Origin of the sequence: Clostridium fermenticellae (assembly GCF_003600355.1) — a bacterium.
Lineage (GTDB): Bacteria > Bacillota > Clostridia > Clostridiales > Clostridiaceae > Clostridium_AV > Clostridium_AV fermenticellae.
The window spans coordinates 609,523-634,423 of sequence record NZ_CP032416.1 but is presented as its reverse complement, the minus strand read 5'-3'; the positions used below and the strand labels follow the sequence as shown (position 1 = coordinate 634,423).

At 29.1% G+C, this 24,901-nt stretch carries 32 protein-coding genes; 11 read left to right on the top strand and 21 right to left on the bottom strand.

All coding sequences use genetic code 11. The features are described from left to right. Nucleotides 1-8 precede the first annotated feature (8 nt). From D4Z93_RS03100 to D4Z93_RS03065, 8 genes are all read right to left on the bottom strand, one after another. Complete coding sequence (locus D4Z93_RS03100) at nt 9-767, bottom strand: tyrosine-type recombinase/integrase (RefSeq protein ID WP_119970349.1); 759 nt, start codon at nt 765-767, stop codon at nt 9-11. A gap of 1,120 nt (nt 768-1,887) precedes the next feature. Continuing rightward, nucleotides 1,888-2,013 carry a hypothetical protein gene (locus D4Z93_RS13590; protein WP_279220949.1) on the bottom strand — a complete coding sequence of 42 codons (126 nt, stop codon included), beginning with the start codon at nt 2,011-2,013 and terminating at the stop codon, nt 1,888-1,890. A gap of 365 nt (nt 2,014-2,378) precedes the next feature. After that, nucleotides 2,379-2,789, bottom strand: coding sequence for an arsenate reductase ArsC (locus D4Z93_RS03090; protein ID WP_119970346.1), 411 nt, complete (start codon nt 2,787-2,789; stop codon nt 2,379-2,381). Nucleotides 2,790-2,907: 118 nt separating this feature from the next. Beyond that, the gene (locus D4Z93_RS03085) at nt 2,908-3,876 is read right to left on the bottom strand and encodes a permease (RefSeq protein WP_119970344.1); all 969 of its coding nucleotides are present in this window, start codon (nt 3,874-3,876) and stop codon (nt 2,908-2,910) included. Between the two features lie 104 nt (nt 3,877-3,980). After that, entirely contained in the window at nt 3,981-4,220 is a 240-nt protein-coding gene (locus tag D4Z93_RS03080) for a thioredoxin family protein (RefSeq protein WP_119970342.1), read from the bottom strand. A gap of 30 nt (nt 4,221-4,250) precedes the next feature. After that, complete coding sequence (locus D4Z93_RS03075) at nt 4,251-4,544, bottom strand: ArsR/SmtB family transcription factor (RefSeq protein WP_119970340.1); 294 nt, start codon at nt 4,542-4,544, stop codon at nt 4,251-4,253. Between the two features lie 1,077 nt (nt 4,545-5,621). Beyond that, a complete protein-coding gene (locus D4Z93_RS03070) occupies nt 5,622-5,858 on the bottom strand; it encodes an ATP-binding protein (protein ID WP_119970339.1) in 237 nt (78 codons plus the stop codon). Nucleotides 5,859-6,068: 210 nt separating this feature from the next. Continuing rightward, nucleotides 6,069-6,362 (bottom strand): ArsR/SmtB family transcription factor, encoded by a 294-nt coding sequence (locus tag D4Z93_RS03065; protein ID WP_119970337.1) that lies wholly within the window; start codon nt 6,360-6,362, stop codon nt 6,069-6,071. A 187-nt stretch (nt 6,363-6,549) separates the two neighbouring features. Between D4Z93_RS03065 and lpdA the strand changes: the two genes are divergently transcribed. From lpdA to D4Z93_RS03035, 6 genes are read left to right on the top strand one after another with little or no spacing between them, the layout of a single operon-like run. Beyond that, on the top strand, nt 6,550-7,947 hold the full coding sequence (lpdA, locus tag D4Z93_RS03060) for a dihydrolipoyl dehydrogenase (protein ID WP_199798404.1): 1,398 nt from the start codon (nt 6,550-6,552) through the stop codon (nt 7,945-7,947). 25 nt (nt 7,948-7,972) lie between these two features. Next, nucleotides 7,973-8,353, top strand: a complete 381-nt coding sequence (locus tag D4Z93_RS03055) for a hypothetical protein (protein WP_119970335.1) — start codon at nt 7,973-7,975, stop codon at nt 8,351-8,353. Between the two features lie 2 nt (nt 8,354-8,355). Further along, nucleotides 8,356-8,649: a 4Fe-4S dicluster domain-containing protein gene (locus D4Z93_RS03050; RefSeq protein ID WP_119970333.1), complete on the top strand. Its 294-nt coding sequence runs from the start codon at nt 8,356-8,358 to the stop codon at nt 8,647-8,649. Beyond that, nucleotides 8,642-9,493 (top strand): putative zinc-binding protein, encoded by an 852-nt coding sequence (locus tag D4Z93_RS03045; protein WP_119970332.1) that lies wholly within the window; start codon nt 8,642-8,644, stop codon nt 9,491-9,493. The genes D4Z93_RS03050 and D4Z93_RS03045 overlap by 8 nt, the downstream gene beginning before the upstream one ends. Beyond that, nucleotides 9,486-9,887 (top strand): putative zinc-binding protein, encoded by a 402-nt coding sequence (locus D4Z93_RS03040; RefSeq protein ID WP_119970330.1) that lies wholly within the window; start codon nt 9,486-9,488, stop codon nt 9,885-9,887. Before D4Z93_RS03045 ends, D4Z93_RS03040 begins: the two co-directional genes overlap by 8 nt. A gap of 1 nt (nt 9,888) precedes the next feature. After that, complete coding sequence (locus tag D4Z93_RS03035; protein ID WP_119970328.1) at nt 9,889-10,293, top strand: putative zinc-binding protein; 405 nt, start codon at nt 9,889-9,891, stop codon at nt 10,291-10,293. Between the two features lie 93 nt (nt 10,294-10,386). Here the strand turns inward: D4Z93_RS03035 and lplA are convergent, their stop codons facing one another. From lplA to arsB, 8 genes are all read right to left on the bottom strand, one after another. Then, nucleotides 10,387-11,376 (bottom strand): lipoate--protein ligase, encoded by a 990-nt coding sequence (gene lplA / locus D4Z93_RS03030; RefSeq protein WP_119970326.1) that lies wholly within the window; start codon nt 11,374-11,376, stop codon nt 10,387-10,389. A gap of 152 nt (nt 11,377-11,528) precedes the next feature. Beyond that, nucleotides 11,529-11,801 carry an adhesin gene (locus D4Z93_RS03025; RefSeq protein ID WP_119970324.1) on the bottom strand — a complete coding sequence of 91 codons (273 nt, stop codon included), beginning with the start codon at nt 11,799-11,801 and terminating at the stop codon, nt 11,529-11,531. 62 nt (nt 11,802-11,863) lie between these two features. Beyond that, a complete protein-coding gene (gene arsA, locus D4Z93_RS03020; RefSeq protein WP_119974205.1) occupies nt 11,864-13,606 on the bottom strand; it encodes an arsenical pump-driving ATPase in 1,743 nt (580 codons plus the stop codon). Between the two features lie 19 nt (nt 13,607-13,625). Next, nucleotides 13,626-14,003, bottom strand: a complete 378-nt coding sequence (gene arsD / locus D4Z93_RS03015) for an arsenite efflux transporter metallochaperone ArsD (RefSeq protein WP_119970322.1) — start codon at nt 14,001-14,003, stop codon at nt 13,626-13,628. Nucleotides 14,004-14,037: 34 nt separating this feature from the next. Next, nucleotides 14,038-14,361, bottom strand: a complete 324-nt coding sequence (locus tag D4Z93_RS03010; RefSeq protein ID WP_119970320.1) for an ArsR/SmtB family transcription factor — start codon at nt 14,359-14,361, stop codon at nt 14,038-14,040. 295 nt (nt 14,362-14,656) lie between these two features. Next, on the bottom strand, nt 14,657-14,878 hold the full coding sequence (locus D4Z93_RS03005; RefSeq protein WP_119970319.1) for a hypothetical protein: 222 nt from the start codon (nt 14,876-14,878) through the stop codon (nt 14,657-14,659). Nucleotides 14,879-14,978: 100 nt separating this feature from the next. Then, entirely contained in the window at nt 14,979-15,182 is a 204-nt protein-coding gene (locus D4Z93_RS03000; protein WP_119970317.1) for a DUF4177 domain-containing protein, read from the bottom strand. An 84-nt stretch (nt 15,183-15,266) separates the two neighbouring features. Then, nucleotides 15,267-16,319, bottom strand: a complete 1,053-nt coding sequence (arsB, locus tag D4Z93_RS02995; RefSeq protein ID WP_119970315.1) for an ACR3 family arsenite efflux transporter — start codon at nt 16,317-16,319, stop codon at nt 15,267-15,269. A gap of 592 nt (nt 16,320-16,911) precedes the next feature. On the opposite strand from arsB, the gene D4Z93_RS02990 reads away from it, so the two are divergent. Beyond that, complete coding sequence (locus D4Z93_RS02990; RefSeq protein WP_119970314.1) at nt 16,912-17,370, top strand: C-GCAxxG-C-C family protein; 459 nt, start codon at nt 16,912-16,914, stop codon at nt 17,368-17,370. 90 nt (nt 17,371-17,460) lie between these two features. On the opposite strand, the gene D4Z93_RS02985 is transcribed toward D4Z93_RS02990, so the two are convergent. Both D4Z93_RS02985 and D4Z93_RS02980 read right to left on the bottom strand, forming a co-directional pair. Beyond that, entirely contained in the window at nt 17,461-17,892 is a 432-nt protein-coding gene (locus D4Z93_RS02985) for a C-GCAxxG-C-C family protein (protein ID WP_119970312.1), read from the bottom strand. 37 nt (nt 17,893-17,929) lie between these two features. Then, nucleotides 17,930-18,409 (bottom strand): GNAT family N-acetyltransferase, encoded by a 480-nt coding sequence (locus tag D4Z93_RS02980; protein WP_119970310.1) that lies wholly within the window; start codon nt 18,407-18,409, stop codon nt 17,930-17,932. A 225-nt stretch (nt 18,410-18,634) separates the two neighbouring features. On the opposite strand from D4Z93_RS02980, the gene D4Z93_RS02970 reads away from it, so the two are divergent. From D4Z93_RS02970 to D4Z93_RS02960, 3 genes are all read left to right on the top strand, one after another. After that, nucleotides 18,635-19,123, top strand: a complete 489-nt coding sequence (locus D4Z93_RS02970) for a spore coat protein (protein ID WP_119970308.1) — start codon at nt 18,635-18,637, stop codon at nt 19,121-19,123. 181 nt (nt 19,124-19,304) lie between these two features. Next, nucleotides 19,305-20,237 (top strand): metal ABC transporter substrate-binding protein, encoded by a 933-nt coding sequence (locus D4Z93_RS02965; RefSeq protein ID WP_119970306.1) that lies wholly within the window; start codon nt 19,305-19,307, stop codon nt 20,235-20,237. A gap of 273 nt (nt 20,238-20,510) precedes the next feature. Then, on the top strand, nt 20,511-20,873 hold the full coding sequence (locus D4Z93_RS02960) for a NifB/NifX family molybdenum-iron cluster-binding protein (protein WP_119970304.1): 363 nt from the start codon (nt 20,511-20,513) through the stop codon (nt 20,871-20,873). A 105-nt stretch (nt 20,874-20,978) separates the two neighbouring features. Here the strand turns inward: D4Z93_RS02960 and D4Z93_RS02955 are convergent, their stop codons facing one another. Together D4Z93_RS02955 and D4Z93_RS02950 are read right to left on the bottom strand one after the other, a co-directional pair. Next, a complete protein-coding gene (locus D4Z93_RS02955; protein ID WP_119970302.1) occupies nt 20,979-21,329 on the bottom strand; it encodes a DUF134 domain-containing protein in 351 nt (116 codons plus the stop codon). Nucleotides 21,330-21,471: 142 nt separating this feature from the next. After that, the gene (locus D4Z93_RS02950; protein ID WP_119970301.1) at nt 21,472-22,347 is read right to left on the bottom strand and encodes a LysR family transcriptional regulator; all 876 of its coding nucleotides are present in this window, start codon (nt 22,345-22,347) and stop codon (nt 21,472-21,474) included. A 108-nt stretch (nt 22,348-22,455) separates the two neighbouring features. On the opposite strand from D4Z93_RS02950, the gene D4Z93_RS02945 reads away from it, so the two are divergent. Further along, the gene (locus D4Z93_RS02945; RefSeq protein WP_119970299.1) at nt 22,456-23,451 is read left to right on the top strand and encodes a YeiH family protein; all 996 of its coding nucleotides are present in this window, start codon (nt 22,456-22,458) and stop codon (nt 23,449-23,451) included. 44 nt (nt 23,452-23,495) lie between these two features. Here D4Z93_RS02945 and D4Z93_RS02940 read toward each other — a convergent pair whose 3' ends face one another. After that, on the bottom strand, nt 23,496-24,752 hold the full coding sequence (locus tag D4Z93_RS02940) for a YeeE/YedE family protein (protein WP_119974203.1): 1,257 nt from the start codon (nt 24,750-24,752) through the stop codon (nt 23,496-23,498). Between the last annotated feature and the right edge of the window lie 149 nt (nt 24,753-24,901).

Sequence of the window (24,901 nt, the reverse complement as noted above, 5' to 3'; positions counted from 1 at the left end):
TCTTATGTTTACGTTTTTAACAGATTGCATTTGCTTAACCAAGTATATCTCAATACTCTCGGACTTATTACTTCAATTCCTGCATTAATACAATATTGTTTTAATATTTTATTAAGTGTTGTCCTTGTTATACTTCCACGTTGCCCAATAAATAATTTATTATTACTTGTTATAGGTCTAATCTTTAAATAATTATTTACCGCTTTTTGAGTTATTCCATTTAATTGTATCTCCTTGCACATATTATATTTATTACTAATCATTAAATTTAAGCGTAAATAATCATCAGTACCATTTTTTTCAGCTACTACTATATTGTCCAATTCAAGTGATATAAGTTCACTTTCTCTTAATCCTGTATTTATTAATATTTCAAATATTGCTATATCTCTTTTGTTATTCCTTTGATAAAATGCATCTCTTAACTTTTTTAAATCTTTATTATTAATTATTTTTCTATTAATGCAAGAGTTGAATTTTTTTATTAATTTGATTTCCACTTCATTTTTTCCATATAATGATTCAAGATAATCGTTATACCTTTTTATTACAGTTAATTTTCTATTTATAGAACTTACCGTTAATTTGCTAACACATAGCAAATATTCAACATATTTTTTTACATCTGCATTAAATATTTTATCTAATTTATTGTCATGTGTTTTATTAAACCACTTTTCAAATAATTCAAGATCTCTTTTATATGCTTGTATTGTATTAGCACTTCTGCCTTGCCTCTCCAACTCTTTTATAAAGTTATCTATCATATTTCACACCTCTTAAAATATTTATCTTTAAATATATCATACAACTTGCTACATAATCATGCAACATAATCTAAGAACATAATATTAATATATCCGATTCTATACCCTATATACAAAAAATCAGTATACTAAATATGCTAAAAATAAGTAATAAAAATTTCAATTATTATAAATCATTAATCCATATTTAGAAAATATCTTATTTTCTAATTTTAAATATTCCTTATTTTTTTAAACATATAGTAAAATACAATAAACTAACCTGTACTCGAATTAATGAACACATAATAAGTTAGATATAATAATTATATGGAGAGTATAAAAAACGTCAAGGAATGGTAGAAGACATAATACAGAGACATTATCTGTAATTTAGAGTATCATTTCATCAAATATATCTACTCCGTAAAATTCATCTGTAAATCTCCTGCAAAACACATTGTGCTATTGCCCGCAAAGCTTACAGCCTTACCCAGAGGTATCATATTCTACTTTCGAAAATTACTTATACTTATTATTACTAGTTATACATAAAAAGAACGTAGTTAGATTTGATTTACACAAATCTAACTACGTTCTCATTGTAATGAACTTAAAATTGAATATGAAATAATACTAATTTATATCAGTAAATAAATTTTATAATCTTCATTTTGGAGAAAATCTAACAAATACCGAAATAAAGGTATAAACCTAAGATAAATGTAGAATTGTTAGACTTTGTCCAAAACAAAGTGATCAATCCGCTTATATCACATGACATGTACCTTTTATAAGCACTGCCAACATAATTCCTATATTACTGCTTTGAATTTTAAATTGTTTTATCGTACAATTCACAAATATCTTTATTTCAGTAAGATTACAATACATTTATATGTGTAGAAAATTAAAAGTGTAGAAAATATTTTATATGGTAATAGTCTTACTGTTCTAAAATCTTCTAATGTCATAATATCATATCACTATTTTTGAGATGATACTTATTGTATCATCAATGTATTCATATACACAAGACAATTTGGTAGCAAATTCATTAAATTGAGTAAATAATAAGCAAAATCAATGATACTACAGTAACTGAATAAGTCCAAATCTTTCTTTTCCATATTTATAAATTCTATTCTTTTTTAGCTTCAACAATAAAACAAACTACATAATCTTCAACATTTGTATTTTGTCCCAATGATTTTATTATTTCTTTGCTATTATTTTTTGGTATCATTTTTATATCTTTAAATTTCACCTTCTCTAAGCATAGTTCTTATATTGTCAACATATTCTGCTCCTGCCATACAACATCTAATTTAGCACACCCTTCTACTTCTTCATTCATATCATCATCATTATCTTAAATTACTGATATATTTTTTAATTAGCCTAACTCCAACATACTTTTCTTTATTCTATAAAAATCAATTATAGTGTTATTGATAATTCTATAGAGCCATATTTTGAGTTTAGTTACCTTTCAATTGACCAATATTTTTATAAACTTTTATAAAAACTTCCTGAAGTATATCCTCGGCAGCATATTCATCATTTACTTTTATCTTAATATAATATAACAATTCAATTCTGAAATCATTCCAAATTGAACTAATATCTACATTATAATTTAATCTTATTATTTTTAATTTTTCTAGCTAAATCCTTAACTTTTTCTTCAATATTTTTTGCTGTTTTTATAAATTCTTCATCACTTTTTCCCGTTGGGTCTTCAAGTCCCCAATCTTCTGTATGCTTTGCAGGAAGAAAAGGACAAACTACATTACAGCCCATTTTTACTACAATATCAATCTCAGGCAAATCCTTTAGTAACTTTGACTTTTGAGTTTTATTCATATTAATACCATACAAATCTTTTATAATTCTAACTGCATCCTGATTTATACTATCTTTAAGCTCCGTACCAGCAGAATAGGATTCAAATATATCACTTGCAAGTAACTTTCCTATGGCTTCTGCCATTTGTGATCTGCAGGAATTGTGTACACATATAAATGCTACTTTAGGTTTCATAACTATCTTCCTCCATTATCAAAATATTTTTCTCCAGTACAATGTTACATTTACAATATCCTATCATAAAATGTACTAAAAACATATACCATTAATTTAATTCTACATGAAATATAATTTAAGATATTAAAAAATTAAATAGATAGCCAGTAAATATAATTCCTAATCCTGTAACGAGATAAAATACGGATAATAGTTTAGGTTTTAGAACTCTTCTTAAAAGAATTCCTTCTGGCAGGCTAAGACCTGTTACAGCCATCATAAATGCTAGAGAAGTACCCATTGAAACACCAGCTCTTGTAAGTTCACTAACTAAAGGTATTACTCCAGCTGCATTGGAATATAATGGTATTCCTATTATAACAGCTACAAATACTGCAAATGGATTATCTTTTCCTGCATATTTTCCCAAAGCACCTGCTGGAATCCATCCATGCATAACCCCACCTATAGCAATACCTATTATTACATATATCCATATTTTCTTTATTAAGTCTTTAGTAAAATCCCATGAATCTGTTAATCTTTCTTTTGTACTAGGATCAGGTAATTCTATATCAGAATTCATTTGCATTTCATAAACATAATCTTCTACTTGTTTTTCCATTTTTAGTTTTCCTATTATTATCCCAGCTACAATAGCTATTATTTCCCCAGATAAAACATAAATTATTGCTATCTTTAATCCAAACAAACCATAAAGAAGTCCTAATGCAACTTCATTTACCATTGGTGCAGCTATTAAAAATGAAAAAGTAACTCCAAGTGGTACTCCTGCTTCAACAAACCCAATAAAAAGTGGAACTGCAGAACATGAACAAAATGGAGTAACAATTCCGAGTAGAGCTGCAAGAATGTGACCTATAAAGGTACTTCCTTTACTTCTTGCAAGGATTTTTCTTGTTTTTTCTGGAGGAAAAAAACTCCTTATAAAAGTAATTACATAAATTATTATAAGTAATAATATTAATATCTTTATAGTATCAAATACAAAAAAATCAAGGGCGCTCCCTAGTTTACTTTCTTTAGCAATTCCAAAAATATTATAAATAAGCCAATCAGCAAAAATTTGTACAAGTGCAAACATATTTACACAACCTCCATTTCGTAATTATATAATTAAATGCTTATATATTATTCTTAAATAAAGGACTCTATACTTATTAAGTCCTTTATTAATATAAATTATGATTATTTTTCATCATTAATATATTTCTTAATTTCTTCAACAGTAGATACTTTACCAAACATCTTAACTTTCTCATTAATAACTATAGCAGGTGTTCTCATAATTCCATATTTCATAATTTCCTTAACATCTTCTACTTTTGTAATTTGAACATTTGCATTAAGTTGTTTAGCTGCTTCTTTAGCATTTGCCTCAAGCTTTTTACAATTTGAACATCCTGTTCCTAAAATTTTTATTTCCATGATTTTATCCTCCTAAAATTTATAATATTTTTATTTAGAGTTATCAATAAAACTCATAACAAATTTATCTACATTATCGATGATGTTTTTAATTTCATCACTGCTAAGTCTATAGTACATATTCATACCTACTTTTTCACATGATAAAATGCCAGCTCCTTTAAGTATTTTTAAATGTTGTGATAAGTTAGCCTGGCTAAACCATACATCTTCATTTAACTCACATACACACTTTGGCCCATCATATAAAAATTTAACTATTTTATATCTTATAGGATGCCCTAATGCTTTAAAAATTCTAACACTCATTTCTTCCTTATTCATAATTATCCTCCATAGAATCATAACTATATAATTAAATTCTTATATACATAGTATATTTTTAATTGCTTGTTTTGTCAATATAATTGAATAATTTATTTTATATTTCAAACTATCCTGTATACAATGAAATGATATGTTATCATTTCTCTTTGTTCTATAGTTTTCAACACCAAATCTTTTTTCTAAAGATCCAGTCATTTTACAATCATCAAATACACATCACTTTTAAATATTTAAATTATATAGTGTTTTTATTAATAACTCAATAAATTAAAAAACGAATTTAAAGATATAACATAATGCAAAAAAGTATTATTATGCATAATATATAAGTATAATCAAATATTATCATGTAAATATATAGCTAAAAACTTTACTAAGAAAATATAAAGGAGGGATTATATAAAGCAAAAATTCTATAACATTGATATTTTGTGAATTTTCAATGTGAGAACTTTTATGCTTTATATACAATTAAAATGGTAGAAAAAAATAATAATACAGGGGAAAATAATAAGCCAGATCTTATCACACTTATTGTAAAATCACTTATTCAATCTCAGTCTAGATGTGGTAAAGATTGTGCATGTCATAAAAATAAAAAAGATAAGCACAAAAAAAGGTAACTAAAATAATTTTCTACACATTTTAAATAATATGCAACATAAGATAAATATGATATAGAACACACAACTGCATCATTTGTATTCGCTTCATGAACAGGAAATAATATCTATTCCTTAAGTTTTTCTAACTACTGTATACACCAACCTATTACGGCAAATTTAATCTGGCAGTTATAAACTTTCTGTATACGAGGGTTGTAAAAACAAATTAAAAATATACCTAGCCATTCCATAATTGGTCTAGTATATTACTACAAATTATAATAATGTTTTAAGGAATAATTTATGCTGTTAGTTTGAAATAAAGTTTGATCATTTTTAACGGTACAATACATTCTAAGCTGTATTTTAAACTTGTTTTTATTATTTTTTACCTGTTTTTTGATCAAACTTTGTTACAAAATATCAAACTTTGTTTCAAAACTACATATGCACATTCTCTTCCATAAATTTAGCAACAACACCCACATCCACAATCATCTTTTCCAGTTGTATCACCTACATATTGTATTGCACCAACGGGACAAAGGTTTTGACAACCGTGACAGCCCTCAACGCAACCATCTGGATAAACAACCACAGGGTGATTTTCTTTCTTCTCATATACTCCATTCTTACATTTATTAAAACACGCGCCACACTCCTTGCAAAGACTATAATCAATAACAGGATACCATGATTTTGACATTTTGACTTCCTCCTAACATTATCTATATTATGCTTTTCATATAAAATATAAAGCAATAATAATCAATTATTCATATAAATTTCTCTCTTCTGGTGATTCTTAATTATTTAATTAAATAATTATATTATTTATTATAGCATATTTTTTTGTATGTCAATAAAAAATAATTTTTTCTAACTAAAAAGTAAATTGTTTTTCAATCATTAATACCTACTTTATATTGATAAAAATATCATTAACATAATCTTCAACATTACAAATAATATCTTTAATTTTATCGTTATAAATTCGATAGTGCATTTCTAATCCTACTTTTTCACTTTTAACAAGTCCAGCATCTTTTAAAATTCTTAAATGTTGGGATAAATTTGCCTGACTATACTTAAATTCTTCATTTAATTTACAAACACATTTTGTGCCATCACATAAAAACTTCATTATTTTAAATCTTACCGGATTACCAAGTGCTTTAAAAATTTTAACTGAGAAATCCTCTTGATTCATATTTTTCCTCCTCAACCTTTTGTTTTCTATAATTATGTACAAAAATATTAGTCTTTAATTAAGTAATTATATACTTCATATAATAATATATTTTTATTAAGCTTTCAATGTTGACTATGAATACCTAAAGTAGTAATATTTAATTAAATAATTAAATAATTATTTAATTATTTAATTGGAGGTGATTATGATAGAAAACAATATAAATACTCAAATTGCCATATTAGGCGGTGGACCTGCTGGTTACATTGCTGCTCTCAGAACTTCGCAACTTGGTGCAAATGTTGTATTAATTGAAGAAAAAGAACTTGGCGGAGTTTGTTTAAACAGAGGATGTATTCCAACAAAAGCTCTTCTTAAAACTTCAGAGGTTTCCTATACTATAAAAAAATCAAAGGAATTTGGAATTGACAGCATTATAAGAAATACAAATTGGAATATATCTACTTCTAGAAAAAACAGAGTGGTTAAAAATCTGAATATGGGTCTTAAATATCTTCTCCCTGCAAAAAACATTAAAATTCTGAAAGGAAAAGGTTATATTAAAAATCCGAAAAATATTTTAGTTTCTACATCTGAAGGCGAAATTGAAGTTTCAACAGAGAAAATAATTATTACTACAGGTTCTAGACCACTAATACCTGATATCTCAGGAATTAATCTTGATGACGTTATAACCAGCAACGAGGCTCTTAATCTTACAGAAGTTCCTAAAAATATTGCCATAATTGGTGCTGGAGCTATTGGACTTGAATTTGCAACAATGTTTAATTCTATTGGGAGTAAGATTACTGTTATTGAAATGAAAGATAAAATACTCCCTTATGAGGATAATGAAATTTCAAGTGAATTATTGAAGATTATGAAGAGACAAGGAATAACCTTCAAATTATCTTCTTCAGTTAAAGAAATTAAACATACTGAAGATGGTCTTAAGGTAATATATTCTGAAAAGAATAAAGAATCTTATCTAAAATGCGAAAAAGTTTTAATTGCTATTGGAAGGAATTTAAACTCTGATTCAGAAGAATTTAGAAATTTAGGACTCCTCATTGAAAAAGGTGCAATCTTAGTAGATGACAATATGGAAACAAATATAAAAGGAGTTTATGCAGCTGGTGATGTCATTGGAGGAAAACTTCTTGCTCACCTTGCTTTCATGGAAGGTAAAGTTGCGTCTGAAAATGCCTTGGGTATAAAAAGCAGAGTTAATTATAATGCTGTTCCTGCTTGTGTTTATACAAATCCAGAAGTAGCATCTGTTGGTATTAATGAAGAGGAAGCTAAAAAACTTGGTATAGGTATAAAAATTGGGCAATTTAATTTTAGAAACAATGGTCGTGCTCTAACTTTAGGTGAAAGAGAAGGCTTTGTAAAAATTATTGTTGATAAAGATAATAGAATCATTGGTGGTCAAATACTTGGTATTAATGCTTCTGAAATAATTTCAGAAGTAACTCTTGCTATTACACTACAAGCAAGGGCTGATGTTTTGGCAGATATGATTCATCCTCATCCAAGTTTAAGTGAAGCAATTTGGGAAGCCTGCGCTGATGCTGCAGGAAGACCCCTTCATAAATTATAATTTTTTAAAACGGGAGGATTTCATTATGGAAGAAAAACAATTACCAGGTTTTATTATGTGTGTATGTACAGGAAAGTGTCCAGGATTTAAAGCAATGGATATTTGGGATTTTATCAATCAAGTTAGAGTAGAGCTACCAGTAGAATATGCTTTTATCCATCCACAACTTTGTGAGGAAGATGGCGATAGATTCCTTGCAGACTTTTTAAAAGTTCATAGAAAAGTAATAATTGGTGCCTGTGCCCCAAATATGCAAAAGAAAATGTTTAAGCAGGCTTTTAAAGATGCTGGACTTGATGTTGAAAAAGATGCAGTTATGCTTGACATAAGAGATATGACTAATGAAAAAGCTTTTGAAATTGTTGAAAATGCATTGAAAAAATTAGGACTCGGGGAGGAAGAATAACTATGAGTGAATCAACTTTTATGGGCATTCCAAGAGAAAAAATAGATTGGAGTCCAAGAATAGATTACGATAAATGTAATAATTGCATGGAATGTGTTAAATTCTGTCCTCATAATGTGTATGAAGTTAGAGAAAATGAAGACAAAAAACTTATTGTTAAGACCCCAGATAATTGTGTTGTATTCTGCCGTGCTTGTGGCAAAACCTGTGGTGTAGATGCCTTATCTTTTCCAAATAAGACTGAAACCATAAAAACGATTAAAAAAATAAGAAAGGAGCTTGAAAGCAATGAGTAAATCCTATGCTATACTTCCATGTAATGGTATTGATAAATGTGCTGGCTGTATTGCAAAAGAAGTAGCTTTAAAACTTACTGAAACCACAGATAGTGAAATTATCTGCCCTGTATTATATAGGGTAGCCGAAGCAAGATATAACAAGGTAGCTTCCGAAAAACCACTTCTTGTGATTGATGGCTGTGCAACAAGGTGTGCCAGCAAACTTGCCTCTGAAAAAGGTCTGAAAATTGCCAAAAAAATCAATATAAGTGATGAAGCAAAGACAAATAATATTGCTATTAATAATAGCTTGAGACTTGAAGAAAATGAATTAAAATTAGCTGATATTATAACTTCAAAGCTAACAAAAGTAGAAGAAAAGATAGGAAATCAAAGTTCTTTTGCTTTCTCTGAAGATATACAATATGAAATTTATAAAAAAGATAAGTTCACATTTAGAGTTCCAAAGGAAGGCTTTTATTTCAATGAAAATGACTGTTGGGCTTATATTGTAGGTACTAAAGCTAGAATAGGTGTGACAGATTATGTTCAAAAAAGTTTATCAGATATAATGTTCTTTACTCCACCAGCAGTTGGAAGTGAAATAGAACAGTTTGGAGAATCAGGTAATATAGAGTCTGGTAAAGCTGTATTTGAAATTATATGTCCTGTGAGTGGTACAATAACAGCCATAAATGAAAAACTACTAGAATCACCTGAACTTATTAATGAAAATCCATATGAAAAAGGATGGATAGCAGAAATAGAATTATCTGATTTTGAAAATGATAAAGATTTTCTTTATGATTTTTCCAAATATTTTGAAGTATTAAAAAGAAAGGTAGATGAATTTCATGTCTAAAGTAAAGGTTATTCCCTGCAGTGGTATAGGGAAGGTATTTGGTCTTATGGCAAGAGAAACAGCTTTAAAGGTTGCAAATGAATTGAAACCTAATGAAACTGAGACAATTTGTCTTGGATCTATAGTAACTGGAGATGCAGATGTAAAGAAAAAGATTGAAGGACATTCCTGCATAACCATAGATGGATGTCCCAAATCATGTTCTGCTAAAAATGTTAAAATTGCAGGTGGCATAATAAAAGCACAATATCGAACTGTTAATGAAATGAAAAATCACAGGGGGGTAGATCCAGGTACTGCTACAGCTCTCACCGATGATGGATGGAAAATTGTAGATGAATTATGTACAAAAGTATGTTTAAATGTTGATGAAATATTAAAGGAGGAAAAATAATATGGCAGATTCAAAAGTTGGAATATTATCCTGTAGTGGTGAAGAATGTCTTGGCGGTACTATTTCAAGACTTGCCACAAGAAAAATGCTTGAACAACTTAGAGCTGGTAAAACAGTAACTCTGTGCCTTCCTTTATATCTTGCAGGTGGAGAAGAAGAAAGATCTTTTGCAAAAGATTATCCTGTAATTACAGTAGATGGCTGCAGTAAATGCTGTGCTAAAAGAGCTACAGAAAAATATAGTGGCACTGTAAGTGCAGATGTTGTTGTTTCAGATATATTAGGTGAAAATGTTGCTCTTGATAAGACTGTTTCAACTAAAGATTTAACTGAAAAGCACTATAAAATGGTAGATAAAGTTACAAAAGAAATATGTGAAAATTTTGATAAAATAATATCCGAATAGAAAATTAAAGATAATAAACCAGAGGATATGATTATTGTTAACCATAAAAGGATGCTATATGGCATCCTTTTAGTTTTGATTATAATTATAGAATCATAAAAACAATTTAATAAAATCTTCATTATTTATATTTAGTATATATTTTGATATATTAGTACTTTCAACAATATTTTTAATCTCCCTAATCTCAAATTTTTTATTTATGAAACGTTTTTCTAATTCTTCTAGAGAATTTTCTTCAAAAAAATCTCCATATATTTTAAAATTCTTTATAATCCCATCTACTACATTCATCGTAATAGACACACTTCCTGAATTAAATCTCATCTCTTTTATATAATTAAATTTAGGCGACTTTCCAAAATTCCATTCCCATGAGCTATACTTATTTTCCACTAGTTCATTTATTTTTTTAATCTCTTCATCGTTTAATATATAATTTTTGATTTTCTCATTTTTATCTTCGAAAACACTTTCAATAAGCATATTTTTAAATTCATTTATAGATATATTTGTATCAATATAATCACTTATATTTGTAACTCTACTACCTACTGATTTTATTCCTTTAGATTCAAATTTGTCTTTTTTCACATTTAATGCTTTAGAAAGCACTGTCAAATCACTTGCAAATAAAAGTGTTCCATGATGAAGTAATTTATCTTTGTAAAAATATTGAGCATTTCCTGAAAATTTTTTATCATTAATTAAAATATCATTTCTTCCATTAAAGGTTGCCTTAATTCCAAGCTTATTTAAGCATGATATTATTGGCAATGCAAAAAACGAAAAATCATTTTTATGTATATTTGAATTACCTTCAATTATAGTAAAATTTAGATTTCCTAAATCGTGGTATACTGCCCCTCCTCCTGATAACCTTCTTACTACTTTTATATTATTTGAGTTGACATATTCAAGATTTAATTCTTCATAAGTATTTTGATTTTTTCCAATAACTATAACAGGCTCATTTTGCCACAATATTAGTATATTATCTTCTAAATTTTTATATTTCAAAAAATACTCTTCAAGAGCAAGATTGAAGTATGGATTGTTTGAATTATTAATAACATTTATCATACATTGTTCTTCCTCCCCTTAAATAATTGAATCTGATATATCTACATTATCCTATATCTATCTTCACATACTTTAAATTTTAATACTATAGGCGCTCCCGTTTTTTAACAAGAACGCCTGTAGGTATTAGCTTTTAATACATTACTCTGGAATTAACAGCAACATGAAGGAGCATCACCTTCAACAATCAACTCTCCATTTTTTGCTACGAGCGTTACTGTATCTGTTCTTGATTGTACTTGGCTATCCATTATTACAGAAATGCCATTAATAGAAACAGGTTTATCATTCGCATTTAAATTTCCAATCGCAAAATTCAATGATGTACCACAGCATGATTTCTGCAGTGTTACTTGTAAACAGTCACAGTTATTAGAAACTAATGTCTCTGTAATAAGTGTCTTTGCTTCGTCAGTAATTTTCATTTAAATTCCCCCATTTTTCAATTAAACCAATTAATAAAAAATTGGTTTGATATTTATTAAATTTATAATAATTTATTTAGCTTATCGCCTTTAATTTCATCAGGACTCCATGCAATGACAGCAAATTTACCGTTAGTATGCTCATCAACCTTGTTTATCCACTCGATTTCATTGCTTGCCTTTGCAGACAACATTTTATTTGTGGTTCCTGTATGATATAGTGACGAATTAATAACCCACCATTTTGCAGCAATTTTAGCACGTTTTAAGTCTTCTTCAAGACGCATTGCCTCATATACAGGCGTAGCTTCAGCAAGTGTAACAATAATAACTTCTGTTTCATCAGAATTTCTAAGTCTAGGCAGCAGCTTTTTTGCAGACTCTGGAATATCACCTTGTGATCGTTTTATTTCCTGGTTATAACTTTGTGTAGAATCGAGTAATAAAATTGTATGACCAGTAGGTGCTGTATCTATGACCACAATTTCATTTTCTGACTTTTGGACTACCTCTGCAAAAGCACGAAAAACTGCAATTTCCTGTGTACATGGAGAACGCAAATCTTCTTCTACATAAGCAATATCTTCTTCAGACATAGTTTCTCTTGCTTTAGAAAGTACTTCATTTTGATACTTTTTTAATTCGGCTTTCTCATCTATGTGACTCATAGTGATACCACTGCTTTCATCAATAACAAATTTTAAGTGTGCAGCAGGGTCAGTTGTTGTAAGATGTACTTTCTTGCCTTTTTTCGATAATCCTAATGCTATAGCAGCAGCAATAGTTGTTTTTCCTACACCACCTTTACCCATAGTAAAGATTACCTTCTTATTGCTATTATATAAGTCATCAATTATATCTTTAAGTTTCTGAATTGTATGAGCTTTTATTTTCTCATGGCTAACAATATAATTATCTTTAGTAAGTAATGAACGTATATTGTCTATTCCCGTTATATTATATGCTCTTAGAGGTACCATATATGTGGTGATTTTTTGTAAATTTTGTGGCATTTCATCAAGTGCAGCCTGCTGCTTTTTGTATAAGCCTTCGGATATAGCATCATCATATGAGGTTAACACACCGTTAATCACCATCACTTGATTGTTTACACCAATATCAGAAAGCTCCCTTGATGCTCTATCTGCTTCTTTAAGTGGAGCTTTTTCTGGCCTAGAAACAAGAATAAGTGTAGTTAATTTTCCATCTGATAAAGTTTTAACTGCTTTTTTATATACTTCTTTTCTGCTTTCAAGACCAGAAAGCTGACCTAAACATGATGCACCGTGTGTGTTTTCGCTTATAAAGTTACTCCATGCTGAAGGAAGTTGAAGCATTCTCAATGTATGCCCTGTTGGTGCTGTATCAAATATAATGTGATCATACTCTGTTGCTTTTTTTTCATCAGTTATAAAATTCGAAAATTCATTAAATGAAGCAATTTCAACAGTACATGATCCAGAAAGTTGTTCCTCCATATTTTTCAAGGCTACTTCCGGCAATTTACCTCGATAAGGACTTATTACACTTTCCCTATACTCAGCAGCAGCTTCCTCTGGATTAAGATTAGCAACTATTAAGTTAGGAACTTCTTTAATATGAGCACCTTTATTATCAAGCTGTGTATTAAATACGTCCTGCAAATTTGATGCTGGATCTGTACTTATGAGCATAATTTTTTTACCTTCATCAGCCAAAGCTACTGCAGTTGCACAAGCTGTTGAAGTTTTTCCAACCCCACCCTTACCAGTAAAAAACAAATACTTTGTCAAATTAATATCATGTATATTAAAGCTTTTAAACATCATATCCCTCTTTTCTATTTTAGCAACATCCACCATTACAGCCGCATCCACTTGACGGCTTTCTAACTTTTAATTTAATTTTTAAATAGTCTTCTGGTATCTCTAGTAATTTACAAAATTCTTTATTGGTTGGATAAGCTTTAGTTTTCACTACTACACCATCAACCATAGTAACCGGTAGTATATCTACTCCATCTTTATTTAGCATTTCATTTATAGTTTTGTTGTCAACAAATATTTGTGGGTTACCACTAAGATTATACCTTTCTATAGGTATTCCTTTATTCTGGAGGCTATTTATTACAGTTGAAACCCTAAGCAATTCTGGATTAACAGATGGCCCACATACTCCTGTTGAGCAGCACATAGCCGGATCAAAAATAATCATCTTTTTCATAATTTATCTCTCCTTTAATCAAATCAATATTTTATTATTTTTCATTACAATTAGATTCATTTTTTCCTTTACAAATACAGTCATCTGTATCTGTTATAAGATTCATAAGAAACAAAATTAATTTATTACATTTATCAATATTTAATGAATAATAACTCCATAATCCATCCTTCCTGCAATTAACAATTCCACATTCCGTGAGTATCTTCATATGATGTGAAAGTGTAGGTTGAGTAAAATCGAAATGTTCTAATATGTTACAGGCACATTTTTCTCCACATGACAATAAATCAATTATTTGTAATCTATTAGGATCAGCTAATGCCTTAATAATTTTAGAGTTTTCTTCATAATTCATTTGATCACCTCTGTGCTTTATATAGATATATGTCTATATAAAGTATAGTATATTATCTATTAGTTGTCAATATAAGCCAGTACTGTTAATATAATATTTATTGTTTTCTATGTTTATTATAATATTCATATTTTCATTTTATTGTTACTAATTATATATTGAAATCATATTACTAAAAACTTTATAATAAATATTAACAGTTATAAAAACAAAAGCTATTACACTAATCACTTAGCATAACAGCCTCTACACAATTTTCACAATCATCTATATTAAATCACTTTGCCTATATACATTATACATGGTACTTGGTTGTTAAAACTAGCAGAGCATAGACCAAATCTAAATACAATAAATCTTCAACTTTAGCTCCAGATTCTATTCCAACTTTCTCAGCAATTTTTACTTCAATAGACATTATCACAAAATCTGCATCCATAACTTTACCACTTTGTAAGGTTCCCTTATTAATTAATAGTTCTCCCTTTAATCCAACTGCTAAATCACATAAAACCATATCAATACTTCGATTGATATGGTTTTTATCGATTTTTCTATTTTATACTTATAATACTTTAATCAATCATTACTAACTTACTTGATAGTTAATTTTTAATTTATGCTTCAACAGCTTTTTTAAATACTATTGAATTCATATCTAAACATTTAGGTGGATTACCTAATCCAGTAAATGGCCTTTCTAGTACTCCTACAAGCTCCCATCCATCTTCTCCATACTTATTTAACTTCTCTTCCATCGTTAAATTTTCATCTGAATTTAAGAAATGATCTAAAGTAAACATCTTATATTTCCATACCATAATATTAACTCACTCCTTTATAAATGGATATTAGTAAAATCGACAAAAACCATTAAAAAACAAATTGAACTTTTTTATTAAACATTATTTTGTATTCAATTTAAAGTATTTCTTTCCCCATAATAAGGCTACATTGACAAGTGCAATCATAACAGGTACTTCAATTAATGGTCCTATGACAGCTGTAAAAGCTTCTTGGGATTGAATACCAAAGACTGCTACTGCTACTGCAATTGCTAGTTCAAAATTATTACTTGCAGCTGTAAATGATAAACTAACTGTTTTATGATAATCTATTTTTGATTTATAACTTATAAAGAAAGATACCGAGAACATAATTATGAAATATATAATCAAAGGAATCGCAATTCTTACTACATCCATAGGCAACTCAATAATATATTTTCCTTTAAACATAAACATTATAACTATAGTAAATAATAGTGCTATCAGAGCTAAAGGACTTATCTTAGGTACAAAAGTTTTTGTGTACCATTCTGTTCCTTTTTTAGGTTCTAATAATAATCTTGTAAGCATGCCCCCAATGAACGGGATTCCTAAATAAATTGCTACGGAAGAAGCTACTTCCCCCATAGAAACATGGACCTGCATACCGTGCAATCCTATAGCATTTGGTAATATAGTAATAAATATATAAGCAAATATCGAATAGAATACTACTTGAAATATAGAGTTAAATGCAACTAATGCAGCTGCATATTCACTATCGCCATCTGCAAGACTATTCCATACAATAACCATAGCAATACATCTTGCAAGTCCTATGAGAATTAATCCTACCATAAAATGTGGATAATTTCTAAGAAATATAACTGCTAAGGTAAACATTAATAATGGGCCTATAATCCAATTTTGTACTAATGAAAGAGTTAATACCTTTGGATTACGAAAAACCTTTCCAAGCTCTTTGTAGTTAACTTTAGCAAGTGGTGGATACATCATAACTATGAGTCCTATGGCTATTGGGATAGATGTTGTTCCAATTGATAAACTTGACAATGTATTAGACAATCCAGGTAAAGCCCATCCTAAAAATATTCCTAATGCCATTGCTACAAAAATCCATAATGTTAAATATCGATCAAGCCATGATAACCTTGATGATTTACTACCCATACTAAAACCTCCTAATAATTTTTAAATATTTTAAATTAACTTATAAAATATACTTTTCAAATCTCTTTAAATCTAAAGTTATATTGAGATATTTTTAAATTTATTATTTTTTGTTTTAAATATTTGTAGTAAATTTATGGCCTAGTTAACTACATTTAGTATTTTATGGTCCTTTACTTCCTTATATATAGATAATTCTCTATATATAAGTATAATCTATAATATTAATCTAGTCAATATATACGTTTATTAATTAAAATTAATAATTACATATATAATTATCTATATTAGGCATTTCATGTATTTGAGTGAAAAATGTTACTATTAATTATAAAAACTACATAGCTTACTTAATTTAGTACCAAATTCCACGTATTTTTATAGTACTGTTAAATTACTATAAAAAGCTAAATAATATATAAGAATCATACTCATAATATTTATTTATACTAAAGTACTCCTTTATTAATATAAATAATAGTCCTTGAAAGACGAAATTATTGAATTTAATGTGACACAATAGTATACTAACGATAGATTAAGTTTAATAATAAAGAATACCTTAATACTGTGTATAAGGAGAGGGATTACATTGAATAGGGTTATTGACTTATATAAAATAAAAACTACAGCAGAAAGTTATTATCGTAATGGAGATTTTTATTGTTCTGAATCAATCGTAAAGACAATTAAAGATGAATTTAACCTGCCAATATCGGATGATATTATAAAAATGGCTTCAGGTTTTCCAATAGGTATAGGTGGATCTGGTTGTACTTGCGGTGCAGTAGTCGGTGGTGTTATGGCAATAGGTTTATTTTTTGGCAGATGTGAACCTAAGGACGAGAAAGTTAATAAAACTATGACTTTATCTAAAGAACTACATGATATTTTTAAAGATAAGCATAAATGTTTATGTTGTAGAGTTTTAACAAAAGATATGACTCTTGGTTCCGAAGAACACATGAAACAATGTATTTATTTGACAGGAGAGGTAGCAGAAGAATCAGCAAAGATAATAGCTAGAGAATTAAATTTGCAAACTAAATAACAATACTATTTAACACAAAACTCCCAATAATTTGGGAGTTTTCATAATTTTATATTTAAATATATATATATAAGCTTAATATGCTTAACTCTATAAAATAGTTTCCAATATATTAATTGCATCTTCAACACATTTAGGACATTTTTCTTTAAATAATCCTTTTTGTCTAGCTATAGTTCTATTTTCTTCATGTTTTAAATCAATTCCAAGTAAATCATTACACATAATTGAACCATTCATATCTTCAAATTTTTTGCTAAATTCTCTTATAACATGATATGTTTTTTCTTTTGCTTCACCATCTTCTGGTTTACTATTACCATATTTAAGATTTAGCACCATTATGGCACCTGTTACAGCACCACAAACATTTCCCTGGCACATTCCACCACCGAAACCAGACGCAATCTTTAACGCTGTTTGCTTGTCTAATCCTAAATTCTCGCTAAATACCGATAGAACACTCTGACAACAGTTTAATCCTCTATTAAAGCTATCTATAGCATATTCTGATTTGCCCATAATAATTCCTCCTTATTAATTTATTATTATAAAATAATTAGTCTATTCCTACAGTATTACTTCTGCGTTCCATTAAAACTACATCATACCACTGCCCATTGCTCATTTTTCCTAATCTTTCTCTTATACCTATTTCTCTAAATCCACAACTTTTGTGTAACTCTATACTTGCTGAATTCTGTTTTATAATACCTGATTGCAAAGTCCAAAACCCACTTTTTTCTGATAAGTTAATTAAACTTGTCAATAAAGCTTTTCCTACACTTTTTCTTCTATATTCTTCTCCTATGTATATGCTAACTTCTGCAACACCTGCATAAACACATCTACTTGAAGTTGGACTTAATGCCACCCAACCTAATACTTTATTTCCTGATCGAGCTACTAATCTACATGAATTAATATGATTATTATTCCAATCCTGCCATGTAGGTACTTCTGTTTGGAATGTAGCCTTGTGGGTATTAATACCTTCCAAATATATTTTTGATACTCTTTCCCAATCTTCTTTTTTCATTGTGAAATTGTTACACCACAGCAACTTGTATCTGACTTTTCCAATATTCCTAAATTTCTTACTAATATTCTTATTAATTCACATAAGTAATTGCTTCCTTGGTTTTCCATTTAATCACCTTGATTAATTGTAACGTAAAACTGTTGCTACTTACAACTATTATATATAATAATCACAGCATAAAATAATAAGATTTACACAAAATATATTTGGAGGTGTAGTATTATGGGAATAACTTTATCACAAAAAGAAAGGATGCTGCTAGAAGATCAAAAAAAGCATGAACAAATTTGCATAGAAAAGTATACAAATTATGCAAATCAGACAAATGATAATCAATTAAAACAAATATTAAATGCAAATGGGCAAGTTGAAAAAACTCATCTTAATAGTATTAATCAATTATTAACTGGCAATATTCCTCAAATGAACCAACAGCAAAATCAAACTTCAGGTCAAACCATGGGAAATCAGAGTTCAAACAGTACTATGAATAATACTCAACCAGGTGGAGTTAATAAATCCGATGCTGATATGTGCACAGATTTATTAATGACAGAAAAATATGTTTCAGGAGCTTACGATACTGCAATTTTTGAATTTAAAGATCCTAAAGCTCGTGATGTATTAAATCATATACAAAAAGAAGAGCAAAAACATGGAGAAGCCATATTCAATTACATGGAAAGCAAGGGAATGTATAACGTTAAATAATATTAATAATTATACATAACTATTTTCCAACAGGAGTAAGGTAGAAATAATCTGCTTTACTCCTTTAATTATTATCCAACATTATTCATTTAAAATTTGTTGACAATATTTTTTTTATTTGCTATTATTCTTATGTAAATGCAAATGATTTGCAGCAACGTGTTTCTTGGAGGGAATAATTATGCAAAAAAAAAGTAAAATATTTAAAGTGTTAACTTCAACTCTTCTAGCTGTTTGTATTATTGCTACTTTTTCAGGTTGTAATAGTACATCAACTCAAACTAGTACTCAAAAATCTCAAGCAAAGTTAAAAGTAGTAGTATCTTTTAATGCAATGAAAGAATTTGCTTCGGCCATTGGAAAAGATAAAGTTGATATATCGACAATAATTCCTGATGGTAATGAACCACATGATTTTGATCCAACTGCAAAAGACCTTAAAAACTTAAGTGATGCCAAAGTATTTATATACAATGGATTTGGAATGGAATCTTGGGAAAGCAAAGCTGTAAGCTCTGCAAGTAATAAAAACTTGATTGTAGTAGATGCTTCAAAAGGATTAACACCAATAAAAAATACTGATAGTGACACTATAAAAGAAGATGGTCAATATGATCCTCATATATGGATTAGCCTAAAAGGTGCCAAAAGTGAATCATTGAACATAAAAAATGCTTTAATTAAAGCTGATCCATCTAATAAAAATTTCTATAAAAAAAATTATAAAGATTTTTCTAAACAACTTGATGATTTGTTTAATGAATACAATCCAAAGTTTCAAGGATCTAAAAACAAGAGTTTTGTAACTGGACATGCTGCATTTGGATATTTGTGCAGAGATTTTGGTTTAAAACAAAATAGCGTGGAAGATGTTTTTGCAGATGGAGAGCCATCTACTAAAAAGTTAAAACAATTAGTAGATTATTGTAAAACAAATAAGATCAAAACTATATTTGTTGAAGATATGGTAAGTCCTAAAGTATCTACTACACTTGCCAAAGAAGTTGGTGCAAAAGCTGAAAAAATATATACAATTGAAAGCAAAGAAGACAATAAAGACTACATCCAAAGTATGAAATACAATTTAGATGTAATTTATAGAAGTCTGCAATAACGTTTTGAAAGGAATTTTTCTAGTATGATGAGAAACAAAGTTATCCCTACATCTGATAAACGAATAATTTTACTTATGGTAATATGTGTATTTTTGCTATTTTCAATCAATATAGTGAGAACTATATATACTTTTAAAATTGATACAAATGCATTGAATAATTTCTATACAATATTTATTGACATATGTCATTTATAAGTTTATTATAATATATAAAGGACATATGTCAATAACTTATAATATATTAATAACTTAGAAGGAAGGTATTTCTATATGAAAATTGCATTACCATCTTGTGGAAACCAAATTGACGATCATTTTGGTCACTGCGAATATTTTACTGTTTTTACAGTTGATACAGATGCTAAAAAAATAATTAGTTCTGAGGTTGTTCCATCACCAGCAGGCTGTGGCTGCAAATCAAACATAGCACAAGTTCTTGCAGAAATGGGCGTTAAACTTATGCTTGCAGGTAATATGGGCGAAGGTGCAGTAAGAGTACTAAATAACTCTGGTATTGATGTGTTACGTGGATGTTCAGGAGATGTAAAAGATATAGCTAATAGTTGGCTTGAAGGTTCTCTTGTAGATTCTGGTGATTGTTGCCACGAACATGAACATGGGTGCCAAAATTAACTTTATTTAATATATCCTTATTAAAAAGCCATTTAGAATAAGTTTTCTAATTATTCCAAATGGCTTTTTTAATATTACAATGCTTATATATTTTACAATAATTACTTATTTTTCATTTTGATCTCTGCAGCACTTACCACAACTGCATGATTTTCCAAAGTCATTACAGATCTTATAATCTCCACCCTCAATTCTTAACACTTTTCCATTGACTAATGACTCGGCAAGTTTTCTCCTTGCATAATTATATATACCTTGAACTGTCGTACGTGCAATATCCATTTGATTTGCACACTCTTCCTGTGTAAATCCTTCCAAATCAATTAGCCGTATTGTCTCATATTCATCAACAGTCATAGTTATGATACAATCATCATTAATTGGAACATTAAGCGGTCCATATGTATCCCTCTTTGGTAAACAGCACACTTTTCTGCACTTTTTTGGTCTAGGCATAAATTATTCACCTCATTTACAGCAAAGTCAACATTTTATTTTAATTATTGACATATGTCATTTTAATTTAATTGTACTCTATTTATAGAGCATGTCAATAATTTTTAACTCATATATTTAAAATTCGCCTAAGATTACATATTTAGTAACTTATTGTACATAAAGCTATAAAACGTTTCATTGTTTCTGTTAAATACTTATTTTTATGATATATGATTTTAAATTGTCTTTTAAACTTAATGCCTTTAACAGGTATTTCACAAATAATCCCGGAAGCCAATTCATTAATTACTGAATTTCTAGAAATAACTGAAACTCCTAGCCCTTCTGCGACTGCAATTTTAATAGTATCAGTATTATTGCATACCCAAGTAACTTGCCATCTTAATTGATTTTCTATCATCTTATCCTCAAAGGTCTTACGGGTTCCACTTCCTTTTTCACGAATGATAAACTTTTCTTTTTCAAGTTCATGAGATTCAACATAAGGCAGCTTTGCAAATCTATGATTAGCCCCACAGATAAGTACCAATTCATCATCCATAAATGGCTTGTTTAAAATATCTGGATTTGTCGTCTCTCCTTCTACAAGTGCTATATCGATTTCATCATGAAGAAGCATTTTTTCAATCTTTTCAGTATTTTCTTCATATACTTTTATATCAGTTTCAGGATTTGATTTTTGAAAATTTGAAACAAGTTTAGGTAGCACATAAGCACCAACAGTAACACTTGCACCAATGCGAATAGATCCTTTTTGATACAAAGTTTTCATGTCATTTTCTAATTCTGTATTTAGTTTAATAATATATCTGGCATAACTAAGTAGTTTTTCTCCTGCCTGAGTCAAATAGAGTTTTCTTGACAAACGTTCAAAAATCCGTACACCATAGTGATTTTCAAGTTCAGAAATTGCCTGACTAACTGCTGACTGAGATATGAAAAGTGATTCTGCAGCCTTAGTCATATTCATCTTATTACATACAGCAACAAATATATTAAAATGTCTTAAAGTCATAGTGTCCTCCTTATGTATTAGTATATACTTATTATAATAATAATATAATAATATTTTACTTACATAATATCAAGGTGTATTATAAAAAACAGACAGGAGGAAGATATTATGGAAAAAATAATTAACAAATTACCAGGAATTATACTCGCACTAATTATAGCAGTACCAGCATGGCTAATTGGAAATACTTTCCCAATAATAGGCAGCCCCGTACTTGGAATTTTATTTGGTATGATTTTAGCATTTTGGAAAAGGCCAAGCTATCTTAATGAAGGCATAACTTATACATCAAAAAAACTGCTTCAATATTCAATTATACTTATTGGATTTGACATGAATCTTTTCAATGTTTTTAAAGTAGGAAAACAGACAATTGTTTTAATGATTTTTACACTGTCAGCAGCATTTATTACTGCTTATATTATAGGAAAATTATTAAAAATAAATGGGAAAACAGCAACCTTAATTGGTATCGGTTCTTCTATATGTGGTGGTTCAGCTATTGCGGCAACAGCTCCAGTTATTAATGCAAATGATCAGGAAGTTGCTCATTCTATATCAACTATATTTCTTTTTAATGCTATTGCTGCTTTCTTATTTCCGTTTCTTGGACACTTGTTTGCTATGAGCAATCAATGCTTTGGTCTTTGGGCTGGAACAGCTGTTAATGATACTTCATCTGTAGTAGCTGCTGGTTATTCTTACAGCAATGCTGCTGGTAACCTTGCAGTTATAGTAAAGCTCACAAGAACCTTGGCAATTGTTCCAATTACATTGGCATTAGCTATATACACTTCTAAAAAGGAAAGTAAAAGTAACAAAGGATCATATAACATAAATAAAATATTTCCTTGGTTCGTACTTGGCTTCATAGCTGCATCAGTGATTAATACCTTTATTCCGCTGCCATATGCACTTACTAAATTTTTATCGCAGGCTGGAAAGTTTGTAATTGTAATGGCAATGGCATCTGTAGGACTAAATACTAATATTATAGAACTTATAAAAAATGGTGTAAGACCAATTCTATTAGGTTTTACCTGTTGGGTAGTTTTAGCATTTACTTCACTTGGTGTTCAACATTTTATAATGGGAATTTTTTAAAAAAAAGAAAAAAATTGCACCCCAAGGGTGCAATTTTTCCCATATCAAGTTGCTATGTTAAATTTCTTAACTAGTTTAACTCCCATTATTCCTCCAATAACCAAAGCTATCATAAATGTCCATCCTGATAAGGAGAAATTACATATTCCTGAATATAATGCTCCTATATTACATCCTGTAGCAAGTCTTGCACCATATCCCATAAGTATTCCACCTATTGCATAAAAGATAATATCTTTAAATTTGAAGTTTGTCTTAAAAGAAAAATGCCCTGCTAATAGTGGAGCTATTAAAGCACCTATTATTATTCCCAAATTTCTCATTGAAGCTGGATCATTCATAAAGCCTCCATGTATAGTCTTCATCTCTTTGGCAAAATAAGGCCACTTTGAAACATCGACTAAGCCAAATGCTTGATACAACCATGCTCCCCAGTCCATAAAAGTAGTAGTTACTCCCCAGCTTTTACCTGTTGAAATTAATATAACCTCAAACATAGCTGCTAATAGTACTGCCCCAGTATAAAAAGACCATCTTTTTACAAAAAATTTGTGATAAGTTTCTTTACTAAAGAATTTATATTCTTCAGATTCTGGTACTTCCTTTTCCCATTCTTCATATTCTAGTGGAATAAAAGTATTTTCTCTTTTTCTCTTATTTTCATACCATTTTGCAAAAACATAAATTGCTAAAAATCCTAATAACGAAATTATTATAGCTCCCATGTATCCAAATACGTCTGGCAAATAAATTCTTTTATTCCATGTATAAAGCGGAGTTTTTTGCCACAAAGTCATGTCATGTCCTCCCCATAGAGAACCTGTTACAAAGAAGAATAAAACTATTAATGCTCTTCCTTCACCTTCACCTGCATCTGTAAGTGTTCCAGAAGCACAACCTCCTCCTAGCATCATGCCAATACCAAATAGGAATCCACCTATTACAGCCAAAATACAAACTGGATCAACATTTTGAGTTCCAGGTATTATCTTGGCTCCTGCTGCTGCTCTATAAGCTACCTGTCCACCATTCAAAAATGCACCATAATGTACTGCTGCTGCTACTACCAGCGATATAGCAAACAAAAACATCAAAGCTTTTGTTAAGCTTGCCTCTCCAGTTAAATATATTTTTTTAATACCTCCTGCAAATCCAAATCTTGATCTTTGCATTAAATATCCTATTGCTAGTCCAGTAATTAAAAACAATCCCAATTTAGGATTTTTTGTAGACTGTGATGCAGCCAAAATAGCCATAGCTATTAGAATTGCCACCCCTACAAATATTTGTGTCTTATTAATATTAATTTGTATAAACGTTTTCTTATTTGAACCTAACTTGCTTTTTATTTCTCTTGCATTATCCATATTTCTTTTTCCTTTCATTATGTTTACTTTTTTATACTGATTTCCTGCAAGTCTAATTGTACTAATCAAGCTGCAATTAAACT